Source organism: Paraburkholderia caribensis (assembly GCF_002902945.1).
Classification (GTDB): Bacteria; Pseudomonadota; Gammaproteobacteria; order Burkholderiales; family Burkholderiaceae; genus Paraburkholderia; species Paraburkholderia caribensis.
Map to the genome: position 1 here is coordinate 715207 of NZ_CP026103.1, position 13412 is coordinate 728618.

Annotated in this window: 12 protein-coding genes; 1 reads left to right on the forward strand and 11 read right to left on the reverse strand. The window is 65.1% G+C overall.

Annotated features, from left to right (window positions below; genetic code table 11):
• Positions 1–34 precede the first annotated feature (34 nt).
• A complete protein-coding gene (locus C2L66_RS32660) occupies positions 35–2377 on the reverse strand; it encodes a TonB-dependent receptor (protein WP_060607616.1) in 2343 nt (780 codons plus the stop codon).
• Between the two features lie 208 nt (positions 2378–2585).
• Between C2L66_RS32660 and C2L66_RS32665 the strand changes: the two genes are divergently transcribed.
• Positions 2586–3743 carry an ATP-binding protein gene (locus C2L66_RS32665; RefSeq protein ID WP_060607617.1) on the forward strand — a complete coding sequence of 386 codons (1158 nt, stop codon included), beginning with the start codon at positions 2586–2588 and terminating at the stop codon, positions 3741–3743.
• On the opposite strand, the gene C2L66_RS32670 is transcribed toward C2L66_RS32665, so the two are convergent.
• From C2L66_RS32670 to C2L66_RS32715, 10 genes are all read right to left on the reverse strand, one after another.
• Positions 3683–4399, reverse strand: a complete 717-nt coding sequence (locus C2L66_RS32670; protein ID WP_060607620.1) for a response regulator transcription factor — start codon at positions 4397–4399, stop codon at positions 3683–3685. The genes C2L66_RS32665 and C2L66_RS32670 overlap by 61 nt on opposite strands.
• Entirely contained in the window at positions 4396–5613 is a 1218-nt protein-coding gene (pqqE, locus tag C2L66_RS32675) for a pyrroloquinoline quinone biosynthesis protein PqqE (RefSeq protein ID WP_060610377.1), read from the reverse strand. Before pqqE ends, C2L66_RS32670 begins: the two co-directional genes overlap by 4 nt.
• A gap of 4 nt (positions 5614–5617) precedes the next feature.
• The gene (gene pqqD / locus C2L66_RS32680; protein WP_060607622.1) at positions 5618–5902 is read right to left on the reverse strand and encodes a pyrroloquinoline quinone biosynthesis peptide chaperone PqqD; all 285 of its coding nucleotides are present in this window, start codon (positions 5900–5902) and stop codon (positions 5618–5620) included.
• Positions 5899–6606, reverse strand: a complete 708-nt coding sequence (gene pqqC, locus C2L66_RS32685; protein WP_035995294.1) for a pyrroloquinoline-quinone synthase PqqC — start codon at positions 6604–6606, stop codon at positions 5899–5901. Before pqqC ends, pqqD begins: the two co-directional genes overlap by 4 nt.
• A gap of 51 nt (positions 6607–6657) precedes the next feature.
• Positions 6658–7578, reverse strand: a complete 921-nt coding sequence (pqqB, locus tag C2L66_RS32690) for a pyrroloquinoline quinone biosynthesis protein PqqB (RefSeq protein WP_054931954.1) — start codon at positions 7576–7578, stop codon at positions 6658–6660.
• A 70-nt stretch (positions 7579–7648) separates the two neighbouring features.
• Positions 7649–8215: a cytochrome b gene (locus C2L66_RS32695; RefSeq protein WP_054931962.1), complete on the reverse strand. Its 567-nt coding sequence runs from the start codon at positions 8213–8215 to the stop codon at positions 7649–7651.
• 14 nt (positions 8216–8229) lie between these two features.
• Positions 8230–9093, reverse strand: a complete 864-nt coding sequence (locus C2L66_RS32700; RefSeq protein ID WP_060607625.1) for a formylmethanofuran dehydrogenase subunit C — start codon at positions 9091–9093, stop codon at positions 8230–8232.
• Complete coding sequence (fhcD, locus tag C2L66_RS32705) at positions 9090–10040, reverse strand: formylmethanofuran--tetrahydromethanopterin N-formyltransferase (RefSeq protein WP_054931963.1); 951 nt, start codon at positions 10038–10040, stop codon at positions 9090–9092. The genes C2L66_RS32700 and fhcD overlap by 4 nt, the downstream gene beginning before the upstream one ends.
• Positions 10041–10053: 13 nt before the next feature.
• Positions 10054–11754, reverse strand: a complete 1701-nt coding sequence (locus C2L66_RS32710) for a formylmethanofuran dehydrogenase subunit A (protein ID WP_060607628.1) — start codon at positions 11752–11754, stop codon at positions 10054–10056.
• Positions 11751–13139, reverse strand: coding sequence for a molybdopterin-binding domain-containing protein (locus tag C2L66_RS32715; RefSeq protein WP_060607629.1), 1389 nt, complete (start codon positions 13137–13139; stop codon positions 11751–11753). The genes C2L66_RS32710 and C2L66_RS32715 overlap by 4 nt, the downstream gene beginning before the upstream one ends.
• Positions 13140–13412: the final 273 nt, after the last annotated feature.

The following is a 13412-nucleotide window of genomic DNA, read 5'->3' on the forward strand; positions in this document are numbered from 1 at the left end:
CAGAAGAACCAGTAAGCAATCCAGCGCAACGCACTCACTTCCACGCATACCTCAACCCAACCCACACCCCGCGCGGCGCGCCGATTCCAAGAAACTGCTCATTCGTGACACCACCCGGATCGAACGTATGGTTCGGTCCATTGAAGAAGTTCTCGCCGAGAATCGCGAAGTTCGCATAGTGCTTGTTCAGCAGATTCTTGACGGTCGCAAACACCTGAAGCTGCTTCGTCACGTTATACGTGGTGTCGAGATCGATCAGAAAATAGCCGGCCACCGTGCCATTCACATCCTGATTGTTTTCGTCGCCGCGCGCGAAGATGCTGCCGCGATACGTGAGGTTCGTGCCGATATTCCACGCCGCGAACGGCGTGTAGTCGATCCGCAGTTTCACCGTATTCTGCGGAATGCCGGGAATCTTGTCGCCGGGCTTCACGGTGATGTTGCCGTTCGCGTCCGCGCTCGAATTGCTCGCGCTGCTCTCGGTCCATGTCGATTGATAGGTCGCGTCGATATAGCTATAGCTCGCGCTCACGCCAACCGGACCATACTTCGTGCGGCCCGCGAGTTCGAAGCCTTGCCGGCGCGTCTTGCCGACGTTCTGAAAGAACCCGAGCGAGCTCGCCGCGCCATTGCTGCTGATGAACTGGATATCGTCGTCGAGCGTCGTGCGATACAGTGCGGCGCTCCACGTCGTATTGCCGCCGATGCGCCCGCGCGCGCCGATTTCGAACGTCTTCGAAATGACGGGCTTGAGCGACGGGTCCGCAATGAAATCATTCGGCAGCGAGCAGGGCGCATCCGGGTCCGCGCACGCCAGTTCGATCGATGTCGGCGAGCGCATGCCTTCGTTGTAGGTGAAGTACGCGGTGAGCGTATCGGTCGGGTTGTAAGTAATGCCGACAGCAGGATTGAAGCGCGAAAACACATGACGTCCATCGAGCAGCGGCTGCACGCCGCTCTCGTCGCCGATCGTCGTGCGGGACCAGTTGTAGCGGCCCGCAAACGTCAACGCCCATTGATCGGTAAACGAGAACGTGTCGGTGAAATAGACGCCGTAGGTTTCATTGCGCGTCTTCGCATCCGTCGTCGGGAGGAACGGACCGGTGCCGATGGTCGCGCGCGTGTCGGTGAAGGTCGCATCTTGCGAGGATTGCGTGAAGTGCGTATTCGCGAGATCGGCGGCGACACCCAGCGTCAGTTCATTGCGCTTGCCGAACAGGTTCTGCAACAGCGCCAGTTGCAGACTCCCGCCGTAGCTTTGCGTGAATACCGTCGACTGCACGTTGGTCGCGGGCGGTGCGTCGTCGGGATCATCGGGATCGAAGTCGTCGTTGACGTTGCTGCTGACATTCTTGTTGCGATAGTGGCGATAGTAGAGCGTGCCGCTCAACTGCACATTGGGCGTGAAATAGTGCTCGCCCGCAATCGTCAGATAGCCGACCGTGTTGTTGTTCTGGTCGGGAAACGTGTAAGCCTGCTTGCGGTTGTCGAGAAACGAGCGCGGAATCGTCTGCGAGCCGTCGAGCGTGTTGTCGGCGCCGCCTCCGGATATCGACAGCGTCGTGTCGGCATCGTGATAGCGCAGCTTGCCGAAAGCCTGGCGCAAGCGGCTGCCGTTGTGATCGGCCCAGCCGTCGTCGTTGGCCGCGTTCGCGGTGAAGTAATAGTCGACATTGCTGCCGATCACGCCGCCTTGCTGGATCTGCGCGCTCTTGCGTCCAAACGATCCGCCGCTGATCTCCGCTTCGCCACCCGGCGAGTTACTGCCGTTCTTCGTCGTGATGGCAATCGCGCCGCCGAGCGTGTTGAGGCCGAAGGTCGGATTGGAGCCGGGAATCAGCTGGATCGTATCGATCGCGGCCTGCGGTATCAGGTCCCAATTGACGACGTCGCCGAACGGTTCGTTGATCCGCACGCCGTCCATGAAGACGGACAGCCCTTGCGGCGTGCCGAGCAGCGGCGAAGCCGTGAAGCCGCGATAGCTGATGTCCATCTGCGACGGGTTGCCCTGTGCATCGTTGATGTCGACGCTTTGCAGGTTGGTCGCGAAGTAGTCGGTCAGCGTGTTCGGATGCTGCTGGTCGATCTCGTGGCCGCGGATCGTCTGCACGTTGGCGGGCACCAGTTCGATCGCGGTGCCGATGCCGATCAGCGGCGTAGTGCCGATCACGAGAATCGACGGCATTTCGGCTTCCTGCGTCGTGTTCTGCGCAGTCTGCTGGACGTCGGCGGGGGGAGTATCGGCGGGCGGCGGTGCGGCCTCCTGCGACCAGGCCGCCGCGCACAGGCTGGCCAATGCGCTGCCGCACACCAATTGCAATGCGCGCTTGCGAGGATGCAGACGGGCGCGTCGTGATTTGCGCCGTGAAGGTTTCATCGTTGTCGTCTCCAGCAGGTTGTTTTAGCCTTGTGTCGGCGACGCGCTCGCGAACTGCGCATGCCTGTCTCCATGTCGCTTCGCCGGTGATTGCAGCGTCGCATAACAAAGGCACGTCATGCCCGGGAAGCTTTCCCGATTCTTTCGGGAGACGCTCCCAAACCTGCAAAAAGCAACACGAAAAGCACCCGTTCGGTGAGTAGAATGAATGACCGCTTCCATCGACACGCTCATGCCCGAAGCTCTCTCCTCAGCCAGACCGGCAGACGCCGGGCCGGACCCACGGCAAGCAGCAGATGCAGACAGTCGCGCGGATGCATCGGGCGCGGCAGACCCCTCGCGCGCGCCGCAGCCCGCAGCGGGCAAAAGCGCGGCCACCCGCGCCACGGAGTCGCGGCCGGTCGCGTGGCGCGACTTCACCTGCGTCGTGGTGCTGACGGTCATCGTCGGCGCGCTGTGCTCGGTCTTCGACGTCTCCGAGATCGCGTATCGCTGGAGCCGCCGCGCCGAGCGCTATCAGCTCGACGAACTGCCCGTCACGCTGTTCGTGCTCGCAGCGGGGCTGGCATGGTTCTCGTGGCGGCGCTATCGGGATTCGCAGAAGGAATTGCAGCGCCGCCGCGAGGCGGAACAGGAGGCCGCGCGGCTGCTCGCCGAAAACCGGCGGCTCGCGAGTCAGGGCATCGAGGCACAGGAAGCCGAGCGCCGTCATCTCGCGCGCGAACTGCATGACGAACTGGGTCAATACCTGAATGCGATCGCACTCGACGCCGCGCGCATACGCGATCTGTCGGCGCGGGGCGGCGAGGTGCATCGTGCGTCGCTTGCCGTGATGCAAAGCGCGGGCTTCGTGTATCGGCAGATTGGCGGGATGATCCGCAAGCTGCGGCCCATCGGCCTCGACGAGCTTGGCTTGCCGAGCGCGCTCGAACATTGCGTGGAGGGCTGGCGCGAGCGGCTGCCCGAGGCGTCGTTCAAGCTGACCATCGAAGGCGACTTCGACGGCTTCACCGACGCGCTCAACATCACGCTCTACCGGCTCGTGCAGGAAGCGCTGACGAACGTGTCGAAGTTCGCGCGCGAAGCGAATGTCGAAATCTATCTGGTGAGAGCGCCTGCCAGCCGCGAGCGGGTCGAAGAAATCGTCGTCACGGTCGCCGACGACGGCCCCGGCGTCGATCTGTCGAAGCCGCGCATCGGGCTCGGGCTGATCGGCATGCGCGAACGCGTGGAAGCGCTAGGCGGCGAGTTTCATGTCGCGAGCGAGCCGGCGCGCGGCTTTCTGCTGTGCGCGCGCGTACCGGCTCAGCTCGGGCTGCCCGAACCAAACGCTTCCATCGATCCCGCCGAACCGAAAAGCTCGTGAGGCGCGGCAAGCTCGGAGAACTGCAAACCGAGGCGCTGCGCGATCTGCACGAGTTGCACGCCGTTGTTTGCGCCGAACTTCTGCCGGATCGCGGACTGATGGTTCGCAATCGTCTTCTGGCTCAGGCCGAGCCTTTCTGCGATCACGGGCAGCGTATAGCCCTGAACGAGCAGGCGCAGCACTTCGAACTCGCGCGCGGACAGTTGCCGTCCGGGCGGCCCTTCGCTGAACATCGTCCGTAGCGCGAGCGCATGCGAGACATCGGCGCTCAGATAGCGCACGCGCCGTGCGACGGCGCGCACCGCTTCGACGAGCACATCGGGCGCGCTCGCTTTGGTCACATAGCCGCATGCGCCGGCATCGAATGCGCGACGCACGAAAAGCGTCTCTTCGTGCACGCTGAAAATGAGCACGCGCGCGTCCGGCTCTCTCGCGAGCATGCGGCGCATCGCTTCGATCCCGCTCGCGCCCGGCAACGCGAGATCCATCACGACGACATCCGGCTGCAACGCGCAAAAGCGCTGATACGCCTGTGTGGCGTCGGCGGCTTCGCCCGCGACGCGCACATCGGGGCTCAGTTCGAGCAGCCTTCGGTAGCCTTCGCGCACGACGGCATGATCGTCGACGAGAAGCACGGAAATAGCGGGCGTCGTCATGATCGGGTGCTCCCGGTGTGAGGCGTCGCTGTGATCCCGCGTGCGTCGGCGCTGAGGCGTTTCGAGTTTGCGTCGTTGCGGAACGTGACGGGCTGTTCGTTCGGCGCGAGCGTGGCGGGACGCTGGGCTGCGTCGCGCACCACGCGTACAACCTGCTCGTGATGAGGAGACTTGTCGCAGACGGGATCGGCATTGGCGGCGTCGTGCGTCAACAGATACGCCTGGCAACGGCAGCCGCCGAGGTCGTGGGTCTTTTCGTCGCAGCTCCGGCAAGGCTCCTTCATCCATTCGAAGCCGCGAAAGCGGTTGAACGCGTCGCTCTCATACCAGATATGCCCGAGCGGCGTGTCCTTCACGTTCGGAAACGTGAGGCCCGGCAGCGAGCGCGCCGAATGGCAGGGCAGCGCGGCGCCGTCGGGCGCGACGCCGAGAAACACCGAGCCCCAGCCGTTCATGCACCGCTTGGGCCGCGTTTCGAAGTAATCGGGCACGACGAAGAAAATCTTGCAGCGGTTGCCGATCTCCTTCCGGTAACGTTCGACCACGGCTTCCGCTTCGTGCAACTGCTCCGCGGTCGGCATCAGTTGCGCGCGGTTCGCGTGTGCCCAGCCGTAGTATTGCGTGTTCGCAAGCTCCAGATATTCGGCGCCCATGGCCAGCGCCATGTCGATGATCTTGTCGACATGCGGCAGGTTGTAGCGATGCAGCACGCAGTTGAGCACCATCGGAAAGCCATGCGCCTTGATCGAGCGCGCGACGCGGTTCTTCAGGTCGAAGGTGCGGGTGCTGCTGAGGAAGTCGTTGAGTTCCTGGGTCGAGTCCTGAAACGACAGTTGAATGTGATCGAGCCCGTTGGCCTTCAGCGTATCGAGCCGCGCCTCCGTCAGCCCGACGCCCGACGTGATGAGGTTCGTATAGAAGCCGAGATTGTGTGCTTCGGCGACCAGTTCTTCGAGGTCGGCGCGCATCAGCGGCTCGCCGCCGGAGAAGCCCAGTTGCGCGGCGCCGAGCTTGCGGCCCTGGCGTAACACGTCGATCCACTGCGCGGTACTCAGCTCGTCGCGATGACTGGTGTAGTCGACGGGGTTGTAGCAGAACGCGCAATGCAGCGGGCAACGGTAAGTCAGTTCCGCGAGCAGCCACAGCGGCGGGCCCACGCCGCTGCGCGCGGCCTGTTGCGCGTGTTCTGTTGCGGGTGTCGAGAGGTCGGTCATGCTGTCACTCCAGCCAGCCACGCGAGCGCGCGTGGTCGACGAAGGCTTCGACTTCCGGCGTCAGTCCCGTCGCGTTGAACGCCGTTTCCAGTTCCGCGACGAGCGTCGGGATGTCGCGCGTGCCGTCGCAACGCAACAGGATTTGCGCCGCACTCTGGTTCAGCTTCACCATGCCTTCGGGATACAGCAGCACATGCGCGTCCTGTGCCGGTTCCCATTGCAGGCGAAACAGGCTGCTCAGTTTCGGGCCGCGTTTGTCCGTGGCTTGCGCGTTGTCATGAGTGTTCATGCCGGGAACGCCTTTTCTATCGCGTCGAGCATCGTCCAGAGAATGTCGAGCTTGAATTGCAGAATGTCGAGCGCGCGTTCCTGCTGCTCGCGCGTGCGGAAATGATCGAGCGTGACGGCGAGGCCATGCTCGACATCGCGCTGCGCAAGCGAGATGCGCGAACGGAAATACGCCAGGCCCTCTGGCTTGATCCACGGGTAATGCTCGGGCCACGTCGAAAGCCGGTCCTTGTGGATCTGCGGCGCGAAGATTTCCGTGAGCGACGAGCAGACGGCTTCCTGCCATGGCGCGCGCCGTGCGAAGTTCACATACGCGTCGACGGCGAAGCGCACGCCGGGCACCACGTGTTCCAGCGACCACAATTCATCGCGCGAGAGCCCGACGGCATCGCCCAGCCGCGCCCACGTTTCGATGCCGCCTTCATCCTCGCCATAGCCGTCGTGATCGAGAATGCGCAGCACCCAGCGGCGGCGCGTTTCGCGATCGGGGCAATTCGACAGGACGGCGGCATCCTTCAGCGGAATGTTGATCTGATAGTAGAAGCGGTTCGCGACCCAGCCGCGAATCTGCTCGCGCGTGCATCCGCCGCTGTTCATCTTCACGTTGAACGGGTGATGGATGTGATACGCCTGTCCCTTCGCGCGCAATTGCGCTTCGAATTCTGCTCGGGTCCATGCCGGGCCGATGTCGCCTTTGAAACTCATCCGTCGGGTCTCCGTATCAGTGGTCTGCTTTTGCGTTTGCATCTGCGCGACTCACAGCTCGAACAGCATCCCGTCGTGCGCGACTTCGATGCCGTGCTGCGCCAGTGTGCGCCGTTCGGGGCCGTCGTCGATCAGGATCGGGTTCGTGTTGTTGATATGTATTAGCACCTTTCGCGCGTTCGGCCTATCGAGCGAATCCAGCACGTCGATCATGCCGCCCGGTCCCGTTTGCGCGAGATGGCCCATGTCGGCAGCCGTCTTTTTCGACAGGCCGAGTTCGATCATTTCGTCGGGGGTCCAGAGCGTGCCGTCGACGAGCAGCAGGTCGGCGCTGCGCATCGCCTCGCGCACAGGCGGTTCGAGCACGCCGAGGCCGGGCGCATAGAACACGCGCTTGCCGGAGCCGGGCGCCGTCAGCAGCAGGCCGATGTTGTCGCCGCGCTGCGGCGCCGCGCGATGCGGCGAATAGGGCGGCGCCTTGCTCGACAGCGGCAGCGCCTCGATGCGCACGCCGGGCAAGGCGGCGATCTCGAACGGGCCTGCATCGAGCTCAATGGTGTGACGTTCGATGCCGCAGTAGTGCGACAGAATCGACACGACGGGAAAACCTGTCGACAGGTCTTGCCAGACGGCATCCGTCGCATGCAGCGGCAACGGCGCGCTGTTTTCGCGCAGCATCAGCAGGCCCGTTACGTGGTCGATCTGCGCGTCCATCAGCAGCACGGCTGCGATACCCGTGTCGCGCGCATGGCGTGCTGGCTGCATTTCAGGATTCGCAGCGATCTGCGCGAGGATATCGGGCGATGCGTTGACGAGCAGCCACGCCATGCCATCGACGCTCACTGCAATCGACGACTGCGTGCGCCGCCGCGCCGCGATCGTGCCTTTGCGCACGCCGTCGCAATTGCGGCAGTTGCAGTTCCATTGCGGAAAGCCGCCGCCCGCCGACGAACCGAGCACCTTGACCTTCATCGTTACCTTGCTCCCGAAAGAACGTGCAAAAACGCCTTTGAAACCGGCCTCGAATGATGAGCGCCGCGCATCACGGCAACATCCTGCGCAACAGCCCGTCGCGGTCGATCAGCTGATGCTTGAGCGCGCCCGCGACGTGCAACGCGATCAACGCAATGAAGATCCATGCGGTGATCTCATGAATGGTGAACCAGAAATGGCGCAACGCCTTGTCGTCCCAACCCCACTTCGGCAGCAGCAGTCCCCAGAAACGCGTGCCGTACGTGTTGAACGACGAGCCGAGATAGCCCGTCACCGGCATTGCGATCATTGCAGCGTATAAAAGAACCTGCGTAGCGCTCGCGGCGGCGCGTTGCCACGCTCGCATCGGCGGCAACGGCGGCCTGCCGGATACCATGACAACTCCGATGCGCATCAGCACCAGCAGGAAAATCGTCAAGCCAAGCGACTTGTGAAAGTTGATCAGCACGGCCTTGAACGGCAGGCCGCGCGGCAATCCGACCATATAGAGGCCAATGCCGAGCATCGCGATGATGCAGATTGCGATCAGCCAATGCAGCACGATCAGCGCCATCGGGAAGCGCTCGGGCCTCTCTATGCCGCTGCGCGCGATATCGGTCGAGCGTGTCGCGTTCATGTCGGTTCCCTCGATCATTCGACGACCAGCAGTTCGCCGCGTCCATCGACTGCAAGATCGCCCGCGTAGCGCTGCGGCGGCGTGCGGGCGTCGAGTGCTGCAAACGGCGCGAGGCGTTGCGCGACGGCAGTGCTCACGGCCGACGCCGCCTCGCATTCGGCCTTGAGCGCGCGCGCGAACAGCGACCAGAACACGTCGAAGCCGCGTCCTCCCGTGGTGAAGGTGGGCGGGATACGCTCAGGCCGTTGCAACATCAACAGCGTGCCGCGCCGCATGCCGTAACCATAGTGTGCGCCGACCCGGCCCGCAATGCCGATCGTCCCGGCGACGATTCGCGAGGCCGCGTAATCGCCCGCGTCGCCGCCTGTCAACAGCGTGCCGCGCCGCATCCGGTCGCCGAGCCGCGCGCCCGCATTGCCCGCCACGATCAGCGTGCCGCCTGTCATGCCTTCCATGCCGCCGGGCAGCGCGCCTGCCGCGAAGTCGCCGCAATGACCCGCGACGACGAGCGTTCCGCCGCGCATTTCGCAGCCTGCGAAATGGCCTGCGTCGCCCGCTATGTCGAGGGTGCCACCCGTCATGCGCAGGCCCGCGTAGTCGCCCGCCGGGCCGCTGATGCGCAGACTGCCCGCGTCGAGCTGCGCGCCGAGCCGGTCCAGCCAGCTTGCGTCGCCTTCGATCACGAGACGTGCGTCATCGCCGTTCGGATCGACGGCTACGTCGAACAGATCGCCGATTGCGCACGCTTCGTTGCCCGCAGGCAGCAACCGATGCGCAATCTCCGCGCCCGACAGCGCCGACAAGGCGGACGGCAGCAGCGGCGAGCCATCCACACGAAAACCCGGCGCGGCTTTGACGCGCAACGTGATGGTGCTCATGTCGCGCTGCCGTTTTTTGGGCGCTGCACAATGCCCGCAGCCAGTTCGCGCAGCTTGAAGTGGTAGGGCCCGAGCTTGCCGCCATAGTTCCCGGCCGAAATACGCACCACGCCCGTGCCCGCCGCGGATGCCGCCTCGATGCCCGCCGTCATCGCCGCGCCGACGTCCGCGTCCGTCAGCCCGTCGATGACGATCTCCAGCACGCAACCCGTCTGCGCATCGAGTTCGCTGCGCTGCGACAAGCCGGCGAGGGTCGGGCAGAACGCGTCGTTGGTGGAGGCGACGGCGCCTTTGTACTTCGAGCCGATCTTCGATCCCGACCGCACGACGCCGCCCGGGAACGGTGTAATCACATTCGCAAGCCGGTGCATCGCGGCGACGGCGGCTTCGGCGCCCGCTAACGCGCTGTCCAGATCGCGCGCGAGCAGCAGCAGGTTGCCGCCGCCGACCGCCTTGACCGTCTGCACGGATTCTTCGCAGACAAACTCGCCGTCCATCACGGGCACGCGCCAGTAGCGCACGCCGCCGAGTACTTTCGATATCTGCCAGCCGTCGCCAAAAAAGCGCAGCGAGCCGCCAAGCGGCGCGACGTCCGACAACGGCGCACGCGTCGTCGCGGGATCGATGCCGTTGTAGACGGCCGTGGTAGGGCAGGTCAGCACGCATTGTCCGACGCGCCGCGCGATCTGCTTGACCAGTTCCTTCGACGATACCGCGAAAATCAGCACCGAAATGCCGGGACGCCCGTCGGGTGTCGCGTCGGCCGCGATGTCGTGCTCGATGCCCGCTTCGCAGCCGCAGTCGATCACCGAGGTCGCGAAACCCGTCAGCGAGTCGGCTGCCGCGCGCGCCCAGCGCGGCGTGTGCGCGGTGATGACGAGGCGGGTCGCCTTCATCGGGAACGCTTCCGCGAAGGTGTCGTCGATCAGGGTGTCGTTGATCTGCATCGCGCGTCCGCCTTCATGCTCGCGCGAGGCACGCGACGGGCAACAGCCGTCCGCCGCGGCAGCATGCGCAGATTTCGTCGTCGCTGATCGCGGCATGCGCGAAGTTCGTGGCGAGGTTCGCCTCGCTGTACTGGCGCACGGTCTTTTCGATGGTCCTGTCGTAGTCGGGCGAGACGAAGTGGATGCCGCCCGTTGGCGTCGACACCAGGTTGCCGTCGCGCGCGACCAGTTGGCCGTCCTTGAACACATAAGCGGGCGACGTGAACATCCGCTCGCGGTCCGCATCGTCGCGATACACGGCGATGTCGGCGGCGGCGCCCGGCGCGAGATGGCCGCGATCCTTGAGCCCCAGCAGGCGCGCCGGGCCGGCGCGCGTGATGATCGCGATGTCGTACAGCGAGAACTCGCGCGTGAGTTCCGGCAGCGCGCTCGCCACCTTCGCTTCCGGATGCAGCCGGTCGATCTGCGCGTCGCGGAACGACTTGTCCATCAGCAGGCGGATCAGATGCGGATAACTCGTGAACGGCCCGCCGTTCGGATGATCGGTCGTCATCGACACGCGCCACGGGTCGTCCACCAGCAGGAAGATTTCGAGGCCGATGATCCATTGCAGCGCATTCACATAGCTTTGCTCGCGATAGCGGAACGGCACGACGCCGCACCCCGCATCGCATTCGATATCGCCGACGATCCACTTGTGCGGCCGCGCGAGCGGCGCATTTTTGAACTGCATCATCGTGTCGCCGGAAGCGGTCACGGTCTGCCCGAAAATGATCTGCCCAACGTCGATCGACACGTTGGGCCGCGCGTTGACGGCCTCGGCAATCGCCCGCGCGCCCGACGAAAACTTGCGCGGGCCTTCCGTGCCGTAGCTGTGAAACTGGATGTGCGTGAGATGAATGGGCAGGCCGCCGGCGGCGTCCATCGTCGCGATGGTCGAATCGATATTGCCCGGCACGCCCAGGTTGCTGGCGTGGACGTGCAGCGGATGCGGCACGCGCAGTTCCGTCAGCGCGCGTGTCAGCGTGCGCAACACGTCGCGCGGTGTGATGCCGTAATGCACGTGCGCTTCGTCGACATCGAGCGAACGCTGGTTGAACTTGAATGCCGAGATGCCGCCCGGGTTGACCACCTTCACGCCGAGCGCGCGGCTTGCGTGCATCGTCCAGCCCACATAATCGCGCACCCGCTCGAAGTCGTCTTTCGCGGCGAGCATCTGCAGCAGCAGTTCGTCGTTGCCGAGCATCACGTAAGCGCCGTGATCGATGATCGGCGTGTCGCCCATTTCCAGATGCGCGTGGCGCGCGTTCGACGCGATCATCGCGGGCTCGAAGGCCGCCGTGTAGCCCATTTCGGCGTAACGGTAGCCGGTGGCGAGCGTGCCCGGCGTGCAGACGCCGCACGACGGCATGCGCAGATAGCGGCCGCGTTCATCCTGCACGGCTTCGTACGATGCATCGCGCGGCGCGTCGTCGCGATGATCTTCGGGCAACAGCAGCCGCGACAGGTTCGTCTTGCCGCCGCCGATGTGCGAATGCAGATCGATGCCGCCCGCCATCACGATCATGCCTTGCGCATCGTAGTCGCGATCGACGGCACCGTCGGCGGGCGCGTCGACGATGCGGCCATCGCGGATATAGAGGTCGCGCAGCTCGCCGTCGACGCCGTTCGCGGGATCGTAGACGCGGCCGCCTCGGAGTCGCGCGATGCTCATGCCGGGCTCCGTGTCTGCGCGGCGCGTGCAGCGAGCGCGTCGGCCAGATGCGTCGCGATGGACGCGACGGTTGGCAGCGCAACGTGCCGCGCCGCATGCAGCGGCACGACGACGGACGTATCGACGCGAAACAGGTGGCCATCGCTGTCGATGCCGGGCGTCGCGACGGGAATGAAGATCGTCTTCGCGCCGCGCGCGTGCGGATCGAGCGCGGAGCCGAGCGCCGGCGTGCCGAGCACGATCAAAGGCGTGTTCGCGTCGAGCGTGGACGGCGGCGGATGCGGGTCGAAGCTCGCCGTCCACAGCAACGCATCCGCTTCGCGCGCGGCGAGCAGACGTTCGGTGCGATAGCGATACGGATCGTGGTCGAGCGGCGGCGTGCCGGGTGGCCGGTCGGGCTTCGACACGCGTGTCCGTAACGGAAAGCCCGACAGCCACGCGACCGTCTGGTTGACGCTCAGCACGCCGTCCGCGCCGCCGAGGGTCAGGACGCCTGCCCGGTTCGTGCGGTTGATCGCCTTGACGATGCGATGCAGCGCTTCGATCAGCAGCGCCGCATGCGGGTGAGGCAACGCGGCGGGTTCGATCACGAAGGCCGTGTAGCGCGCTTGCGCGATGCGCGCCATCAACGAGGCGAGCGAGTTCGCGATGCCCGCGCCGTCATCGAGAGATTCGGCCCGGCGGCCTTCTGCCAGCGCCGACCAGAGCGCGAGCACGTCGTGCGGCGAAGCGTCGGCGAGTAGCGAGGTACTACGCGTGTCAGTCGCCTGACTGGCGGCCGGATCGGTTGCGCAACAGACGAAGCGGATGTCGCGCTGCATCGACGTGCCGCTCGCAATGCGCTCGTAAAAGCGCGGATGCCGGGCGGCGGGCTCGCATGAGAAAACCACCAGCAGATCGGCGCGCGAGCGCACTTCCGACAAGGTCGTGAAGAACGCGCCGCGATCCTGCAGCGCGAGCGTCGCAGCGCTCAGCGCGTCGCCATGCAGCGAATCGAGGACCGCGCCGCAGCCGGCAGCAAGCGCATAGAGCGCGCGCGCACCGGCGATATCCGTTGCGCAGCCGCCAAAGAGCGGCCGGCGAGCCTGCGCGAGCACGGCGGCGGCTGCGTCGAGCGCGATATCGAGCGAGACGGGGGCGCCGTCGATACCGGGCGAGCAGACGTTGTCGCCGGCGTCATGGCGAGCCAGGGCATCGGCGAGCCGCGCGCATTGCGTGTGGGGTGCTGCGAGCGTCTGGGCACGGGAGAGATGGGCCTCGATGTCGTCGCACAGCAAAGGGCAGAACGGGCAGGTCCAGTCGCGGCTCGTCGAAACGGATGGCAATGGCCCATCGGCGGCGGATGTCGCGTTGACATGTGTGACGGGGGACGTGGACTCGTGCATAAGACCCCGATCAGCAAGGTCCGTGCCGATTTCATCGCCAGTTGGCGGCGGCCTTGGGCCAGCAAGCCGCTGGGCGTTTCGACGTGACCGCGCGGGCAAAACGCGCGGAAACGGCCCGCTGCGCCGAACCTGAACACCTCATGGGCGAGCCGGGACATCCCGCCGCGCGACAGGCCGCGCGCAGCACAGTATGTGCTTCGCGCTGCAACAGTGTGTCACTTGAGGACAGTGGGCGGCCCATTGCCCATGCGAGCCGCGCCGTTGCTGCGCCGC

What these genes read in the sequence shown, in the direction of transcription:
- C2L66_RS32715 (WP_060607629.1), bottom strand. Translation starts at nt 13,139, where the DNA reads ATGCACGAGTCCACGTCCCCCGTCACACATGTCAACGCGACATCCGCC.
- pqqE (WP_060610377.1), bottom strand. Translation starts at nt 5,613, where the DNA reads ATGACCGACCTCTCGACACCCGCAACAGAACACGCGCAACAGGCCGCG.
- C2L66_RS32700 (WP_060607625.1), bottom strand. Translation starts at nt 9,093, where the DNA reads ATGAGCACCATCACGTTGCGCGTCAAAGCCGCGCCGGGTTTTCGTGTG.
- C2L66_RS32710 (WP_060607628.1), bottom strand. Translation starts at nt 11,754, where the DNA reads ATGAGCATCGCGCGACTCCGAGGCGGCCGCGTCTACGATCCCGCGAAC.
- pqqB (WP_054931954.1), bottom strand. Translation starts at nt 7,578, where the DNA reads ATGAAGGTCAAGGTGCTCGGTTCGTCGGCGGGCGGCGGCTTTCCGCAA.
- pqqD (WP_060607622.1), bottom strand. Translation starts at nt 5,902, where the DNA reads ATGAACACTCATGACAACGCGCAAGCCACGGACAAACGCGGCCCGAAA.
- pqqC (WP_035995294.1), bottom strand. Translation starts at nt 6,606, where the DNA reads ATGAGTTTCAAAGGCGACATCGGCCCGGCATGGACCCGAGCAGAATTC.
- C2L66_RS32670 (WP_060607620.1), bottom strand. Translation starts at nt 4,399, where the DNA reads ATGACGACGCCCGCTATTTCCGTGCTTCTCGTCGACGATCATGCCGTC.
- fhcD (WP_054931963.1), bottom strand. Translation starts at nt 10,040, where the DNA reads ATGCAGATCAACGACACCCTGATCGACGACACCTTCGCGGAAGCGTTC.
- C2L66_RS32660 (WP_060607616.1), bottom strand. Translation starts at nt 2,377, where the DNA reads ATGAAACCTTCACGGCGCAAATCACGACGCGCCCGTCTGCATCCTCGC.
- C2L66_RS32665 (WP_060607617.1), top strand. Translation starts at nt 2,586, where the DNA reads ATGACCGCTTCCATCGACACGCTCATGCCCGAAGCTCTCTCCTCAGCC.
- C2L66_RS32695 (WP_054931962.1), bottom strand. Translation starts at nt 8,215, where the DNA reads ATGAACGCGACACGCTCGACCGATATCGCGCGCAGCGGCATAGAGAGG.